Here is a 4838-nt window from a genome sequence, read left to right as displayed (position 1 = left end):
TAGCTCTGCCCCTGTCCGGGGCGGGACTCACTTTCTTTGCTGCTGCAAAGAAAGTAAGCAAAGAAAGCAGCTTCCCAACGCGAATTCTTGCCATGCGCCTCCAGACCGCTCCCTCGGAGTGGTCCAACCGGGGGAGTGTCGTTAGCGGGGTTTCATCGTTGTTGGCATGTAGAAAAGGCGCGCGCGTCATACCGCGACAGGGAGTGGATCAGCAGTCATTCATCCGTCCTGGCACTTCGTGCCCGACGACAGGTTCGCTAAGCGATGAATTGAAGCATGCAGCAAGCAAGAACGTAGGATAGTGATATAGCGATAGCGACGGGTTTCAGTTTTACCTGACGGGTGAGCGCGAAGCGCGAGGCTGGATGAATGACTGCTGGTCCACTCTGTATCGCAGCGCGATGCCCGTACCTTTTCTACATGCCAACAACGATGAAACCCCGCTAACGACACTCCCCCGGTTGGACCACTCCGACATAACGGTCTGGCGGCGCATGGCAAGGATTGGCGTTGGAAAGCTGCTTTCTTTGCTTACTTTCTTTGCAGCAGCAAAGAAAGTGAGTCCCGCCCCGGACAGGGGCAGAGCAAATAAACCGACAAGAATACAAGTTCCATAGAAGCCTGAGCGCATCAAACGGTTGAAGCCAAACCCCAACCCCAACCCCGACCCCAACCCCATCCCCAAGCGCCAGCGGCCCCTCACTTCCAGGCATACCTCAACCCCACCCAAACCCCTCTCGGCGCACCCAGTCCCAGAAACTGCTCGTTGGTCGTATCGGCGCCATTAAACGTGTGGTTCGGTCCGTTAAAGAAGTTCTCTCCAAGAATCGCGAACGTCGAATAGCGCTTGTCGAGCAGATTCTTGACCGTGGCAAACACCTGCAACTGCTTCGTCACGTTATACGTCGTATCGAGATCGATCAGGAAATACCCTGCTACCGTCCCGTTCACATCCTGGTTGTCCTCGTCGCCACGCGCGAAGATACTGCTGCGGTACGTGATGTTCGTCCCGATGTTCCACTTCGGCATGGGCGCGTAGTCGAGCCGCAACTTGAACGTGTTTGCCGGAATGCCCGGAATGCGATCGCCCGAATGCACGGTGATGTTGCCGTCCCCATCGGCGCTCGAATTGCTCGCGCTGCTCTCGGTCCAGGTCGAACGGTAGGTCGCATTCACGTAGCTATAGCTCGCCGCAATGCCAACCGGCCCGTATTGCGTGCGTCCCGCCAGTTCGAGACCCTGCCTGCGCGTCTTGCCGACGTTCTGGAAAAAGCCCAGCGTGCTGGCCGCGCCTTCGCTGCTGACGAACTGGATGTCGTTGTCGAGAGTCGTGCTGTAGACGGCCGCGCTCCACGTCGTGGCGTTGCCGATGTGTCCGCGCGCACCCACTTCGAACGTCTTCGAAATGACCGGCTGCAAGTTCGGGTCGGCGATGAAATCGTTCGGCAGCGAGCACGGCGCGGCGGGATCGGCGCAGGCGAGTTCGATGGCAGTCGGCGAGCGCATGCCTTCGTTATAAGTCGCGTAAGCCGTGAAATAGCTGGTCGGATTCCAGTTGAAGCCGATCGCCGGATTGAAGCGCGAGAACGTATGGTTCCCGTCGAGCAGCGGCTGCACGCCGCTTTCATCGCCGATCACGGCCTTCGACCAGTTATAACGGCCAGCGAGCGTCATCGACCATTGCTCAGTGAACGACAGCGTGTTCTCGAAGTAGATGCCCCAGTTCTCGTTGCGCGTCTTCGCATCCGTCGTCGGATTGAAGCCGCCGATGCCGACCGTCGCGCGGCTGTCGGTGAAGAACGCGTTCTGCGAGGCTTGCGTGAAATGCGAGTTGGCGAAGTCGCCGGCCGCGCCGAGGACCAACTGGTTGTCGCGGCCGAAGAGCTTGTTCAGCAACGTCAACTGAAGGCTGCCGCCGTAGCTGTCAGTGACGATCACCGATTGATCGTTGGTGGCCTGGATCATGTCGATGTCGCCGTCGTCTTCGACCTCGCCGAAGTCGTCGTTGACGTTGCTGCTTGTATTCACGTTGCGGTAATGGCGGTAGTACAGGTTGCCGCTGAGCTGGATGTTCGGCGTGAAGTAGTGGTCGGCCGAGAGCGTCAGGTAGCCGACCTGGTTCTCGTTCGTGTCCGGGAACGTGTACGCCTGGCGGCGGTTGTCGAGGAACGATGTCGGGATGGTCTGCGAACCGTTGAGCTTATTGTCGGCGCCGCCCATCGACAGCGAGATCGTGGTGTCGGCATCGGTATAGCGCAGCTTGCCGAACGCCTGGCGCAACTGGCTCGAATTGTGATCCGCCCAGCCGTTGTCGTTCGTGACGTTGGCGGTGAAGTAGTAATCGAGATTGCTGCCGATCACGCCGCCCTGTTCGATCTGTGCCGTCTTGCGGCCGAACGAACCGAAGCTCACTTCCGCGTTGCCGCCGGGGTTGGCGCGGCCGTTCTTCGTCGACACGACGACGGCGCCGCCCAGCGTATTCAGGCCGAACGTCGGATTGGAGCCCGGCACGATCTGGATCGTGTTGATCGCCGCCTGCGGAATCAGGTCCCAGTTGACCACGTCGCCGAACGGCTCGTTGATGCGCACGCCGTCGAGAAACACCGACAGACCTTGCGGCGTGCCCAGCAGCGGCGACGCCGTGAAGCCGCGATAGTTGATGTCGACCTGCGAGCCGTTGCCCTGCGCGTCGTTGGTATCGACGCTCACCACGTTGTTGGCGAAATAATCGGAGATCGTTTGAGAATGCTGCGCTTCGATATCGCGTCCGCGGATCGTCTGCACGTTCGCGGGCACTTTCTCGAGCGGCGTGCCGACGCCGAGCAGCGGCGTCGTGCCGACGACGATGATCGATGGAAGCTCCGCCACCGCCTGCTCGGTCGCTGTCGCTGGGGCGGCTGTCGCCGAAGCGGGGGCGGGTGCGGCTGGCTCGGTCTGCGCCCAGACGGTGACGGTCATCCCGGCCAGCGCGCCTCCGAAACAGAGCCGCAACGCGGCTCGGGGTTTGAACGGATGCGCCGCGGATGGTTTGCGCGTCATGCTCTTCATCAACGTCTCCTGTCGACCAGAGTTGGCGCTTTAGCGCTTACTCTGGTCCCATGCAACATAGTTGCGTTGGTTTTATTTATTCTTTCGCCGCGACTCTTTTCCGTAAGCGTCGCATAAGAAATTTGCGGCGCCCCGGGAAGTTCTCCCGATCGCGCGGGGAAGTGTTCCCAAATGCGGATTCACCTGCCCGAGACCCGCGAGGCCCATGCGTAAAATGCAGTCCGTGATGCCGACCAAATCCCTGCCGCTACCGAAGAAGCGCCTCGCGCCGCACTCCACCGTGCGGCGCGATCTGCTGTGCGTGTTCGCGATCACCGTGATCGCGGGCCTGCTCTTCGCGAGATTCGACTTCAGCGAGTTCGCCTATCGCTGGACGCGCAGCGCCGAGCGCTTTCAACTCGACGAACTGCCCGCTACGCTATTCGTCCTCGCGACGGGCTTTGCATGGTTTGCGTGGCGGCGCTATCAGGAGTCGCAGCAGGAACTGGCGCGGCGCCGCGCGCTGGAGGAAGAAGCCGAGCGGCTGCTCGCCGACAACCGCCGCCTCTCGATGCAGGCGCTCGACGCGCAGGAAGCCGAGCGGCGTCACCTCGCGCGCGAACTGCACGATGAACTCGGTCAGTACCTGAACGCCATCGCGCTCGATGCGGGACGCATTCGCGATTTATCCGCGCAACGCGAGCCCGAGATTCATCGCCTGTCCCTTGCGCTGATGCAAAGCGCCAGTCACGTGTATCGCGAGATCGGCGGGATGATCCGGCGCCTGCGGCCCATCGGCCTCGATGAATTCGGCTTGCCGACTGCGCTCGAACATTGCGTCGAAAGCTGGCGCGAGCGTTTGCCCGAGGCGACTTTCACGCTGACCGTCGAGGGCGATTTCTCGGAGCTGACCGATGCGCTGAACATCACGCTGTATCGGCTCGTGCAGGAGGGAATGACCAACGTCTCGAAGTTCGCGCGTGCCGCGCGCGTGGAGATCTACCTCGTGCGCGCGCCGGACGACGCGGCGCGCACGGGCGAGATCGTGGTGACGATGGCCGACGACGGTCCCGGCATGGATCTGTCGAAGCCGCGCCGGGGACTGGGATTGATCGGCATGCGCGAACGCGTGGAGGCGCTCGGCGGCGAGTTCCACATCGCGAGCCAGCCGGGCGACGGCTTTCTCTTTTGCGCGCGCGTACCCGCTCAGGCCGGGCGGCCGGACCCGAGCGAGCCGAACGAAGCCGCGTTGCCGGCGAAGTCGGCGAAATCGGAAAGGTGAAGGCCGAGGCGGCTTGCCATCTGCGCGAGTTGCACGCCGTTGTCGGCGCCGAACTTCTGCCGGATCATCGACTGATGGTTCGCCACGGTCTTCTGGCTCAAGCCCAGTTTCTCCGCGATGCTCGGCAACGTGTAGCCCTGCACGAGCAGGCGCAGCACCTCGAATTCCCGCGCCGATAGCTGCCGTCCGGGCGGCCCTTCCTGGAACGTCGCGCGCAACGCGAGCGCCTGCGAGATGTCGGCACTCAGATAGCACACGCGCCGCGCGACCGAGCGCACCGCTTCGACCAGCACGTCGGGCGCGCTCGCCTTCGTCACATAACCACGCGCGCCGGCATCGAGCGCACGACGCACGAAGATCGCTTCCTCGTGCACGCTGAAGATCAGCACATGCGCGTCCGGCTCGCGGGCGAGCATGCGGCGCATCGCTTCGATACCGCTCGCGCCCGGCAGCGCAAGATCCATCACGACGACATCCGGCCGCAACGCGCAGAAGCGCTGATAGGCCTGCGCGGCGTCGGCGGCCTCGC

Annotated in this window: 3 protein-coding genes; 1 reads left to right on the top strand and 2 read right to left on the bottom strand. The window is 62.4% G+C overall.

The features are described 5' to 3' along the window. Positions 1-699: 699 nt before the first annotated feature. Positions 700-3048, bottom strand: a complete 2349-nt coding sequence (locus AWB68_RS42715) for a TonB-dependent receptor (RefSeq protein ID WP_087650144.1) — start codon at positions 3046-3048, stop codon at positions 700-702. A gap of 226 nt (positions 3049-3274) precedes the next feature. Here AWB68_RS42715 and AWB68_RS42710 point away from each other — a divergent pair, with 226 nt between their 5' ends. Continuing rightward, positions 3275-4309 carry a histidine kinase gene (locus tag AWB68_RS42710; protein ID WP_087650146.1) on the top strand — a complete coding sequence of 345 codons (1035 nt, stop codon included), beginning with the start codon at positions 3275-3277 and terminating at the stop codon, positions 4307-4309. Here the strand turns inward: AWB68_RS42710 and AWB68_RS42705 are convergent. Next, on the bottom strand, positions 4234-4838 hold a 605-nt coding region (locus tag AWB68_RS42705; RefSeq protein ID WP_087650143.1), incomplete at its 5' end, for a response regulator. The genes AWB68_RS42710 and AWB68_RS42705 overlap by 76 nt on opposite strands.

This window comes from Caballeronia choica (genome assembly GCF_001544535.1).
In the GTDB taxonomy this organism is placed as follows: Bacteria; Pseudomonadota; Gammaproteobacteria; order Burkholderiales; family Burkholderiaceae; genus Caballeronia; species Caballeronia choica.
Note: the sequence above shows the minus strand (reverse complement) of the source record. Positions and strands in the feature narration are given on the sequence as shown.